The following is a 2,165-nucleotide window of genomic DNA, read 5'->3' as shown; positions in this document are numbered from 1 at the left end:
GAACTCGAACACTTCGGCATGCCGTTCGACCGTAACGCGGACGGCACGATCTACCAGCGCCCGTTCGGCGGCCACACGGCGAACTACGGCGAAAAGCCCGTGCAGCGCGCGTGCGCGGCGGCTGACCGCACCGGTCACGCGCTGCTGCATACGCTCTATCAGCAGAACGTTGCGGCCAAGACGCAGTTCTTCGTCGAATGGATGGCGCTCGATCTGATCCGCGACGCCGACGGCGACGTGCTCGGCGTGACCGCGCTCGAAATGGAAACGGGCGACGTCTATATCCTCGAAGGCAAGACGACGCTGTTCGCCACGGGCGGCGCGGGCCGCATCTTCGCGGCATCGACGAACGCGTTCATCAATACCGGCGACGGCCTGGGCATGGCCGCGCGCTCGGGCATCGCGCTGCAGGACATGGAGTTCTGGCAGTTCCACCCGACGGGCGTGGCGGGCGCGGGCGTGCTGATCACCGAAGGCGTGCGCGGCGAAGGCGGCATTCTGCGTAACTCGGACGGCGAGCGCTTCATGGAGCGTTACGCGCCGACGCTGAAGGATCTCGCGCCGCGCGACTTCGTTTCGCGCTCGATGGACCAGGAAATCAAGGAAGGCCGCGGCGTCGGTCCGAACAAGGACCACGTGCTGCTGGACCTGTCGCACATCGGCGCGGAGACGATCATGAAGCGTCTGCCGTCGATCCGCGAAATCGCGCTGAAGTTCGCCAACGTCGACTGCATCAAGGAACCGATCCCCGTTGTGCCGACCATTCACTACCAGATGGGCGGCATTCCGACGAACATCCACGGTCAGGTGGTCGGTACGGCGCGCGGTCACGAGGAGCCGGTCAACGGTTTCTACGCGGTCGGCGAATGTTCGTGCGTGTCGGTGCACGGCGCGAACCGTCTGGGCACGAACTCGCTGCTCGACCTCGTGGTGTTTGGCCGCGCGGCGGGCAATCACATCGTGAAGCAGGTGAAGGAAATCAAGGACCACAAGCCGCTGCCGGCCGATGCGGCGGACTTCGCGCTGTCGCGTCTGGCGAAGCTCGAAAGCTCGTCGTCGGGCGAGTATGCGCAGTCGGTGGCGAACGACATCCGCGGCACGATGCAGAAACATGCGGGCGTGTTCCGCACGTCGGCGCTGCTCTCGGAAGGCGTCGAGGCGATCCGCGAAGTGGCGGCGCGTGTGGAGAATATCCACCTGAAGGACAAGTCGAAGGTGTTCAACACCGCGCGCGTCGAGGCGCTGGAAGTGGCGAACCTGATCGAAGTCGCGCGCGCGACGATGGTCTCGGCCGAAGCACGCAAGGAAAGCCGCGGCGCGCATGCGCAGAACGACTTCGAGCATCGCGACGACGAAAACTGGCTGCGCCATACGTTGTGGTTCAGCGAGGGCGACCGCCTCGACTACAAGCCGGTGCACATGCAGCCGCTGACGGTTGAATCGGTGCCGCCCAAGGCGCGGACCTTCTAAGGCACACGCACAAGTCAAAGGACCCACAATATGGCCAAGCGTACATTTGAAATCTACCGCTACGATCCGGACAGGGACGCGGCGCCGCGCATGCAGACGTACGAGATCGAGATCGACTCGCATGAGCGCATGCTGCTCGACGCGCTGGTGAAACTGAAGGCGCTCGACGAAACGCTGTCGTTCCGCCGTTCGTGCCGCGAAGGCGTATGCGGTTCGGACGCGATGAACATCAACGGCAAGAACGGTCTGGCGTGTCTGACGAACCTGAACGATCTGCCGCAGAAGATCGTGCTGCGTCCGCTGCCGGGGCTGCCGGTGGTGCGCGACCTGATCTGCGACTTCACGCAGTTCTTCAACCAGTATCACTCGATCAAGCCGTACCTGATCAACGACACGCCGCCGCCGGAGAAGGAGCGTCTGCAGTCGCCGGAAGAGCGCGACGAGCTGGATGGTCTGTATGAGTGCATTCTGTGCGCGAGCTGCTCGACGTCGTGCCCGAGCTTCTGGTGGAATCCGGACAAGTTCGTGGGTCCCGCGGGTCTGCTGCAGGCTTATCGGTTTATCGCGGATAGCCGTGATGAGGCGACGGGCGAGCGTTTGGATAACCTCGAAGATCCGTACCGTCTGTTCCGTTGCCACACGATCATGAACTGCGTCGACGTCTGCCCGAAGGGACTGAACCCGACGAAGGCGAT

2 protein-coding genes are annotated in these 2,165 nt (G+C 63.6%); both read left to right on the top strand.

Annotated features, from left to right (window positions below; all coding sequences use genetic code 11):
* Window positions 1-1,470 (top strand): succinate dehydrogenase flavoprotein subunit (sdhA, locus tag AB6809_RS36135; protein ID WP_371028599.1); only part of this gene is annotated, 1,470 nt, incomplete at its 5' end.
* Window positions 1,471-1,500: 30 nt separating this feature from the next.
* Window positions 1,501-2,165, top strand: a 665-nt coding sequence (locus tag AB6809_RS36130) for a succinate dehydrogenase iron-sulfur subunit (protein ID WP_371028598.1), incomplete at its 3' end; no start/stop codon positions are given.

The organism is Paraburkholderia sp. RCC_158, from assembly GCF_041355255.1.
GTDB lineage: Bacteria > Pseudomonadota > Gammaproteobacteria > Burkholderiales > Burkholderiaceae > Paraburkholderia > Paraburkholderia graminis.
The sequence above is the reverse complement of the archived record's forward strand: the minus strand, read 5'-3'. Positions and strand labels throughout refer to the sequence as shown.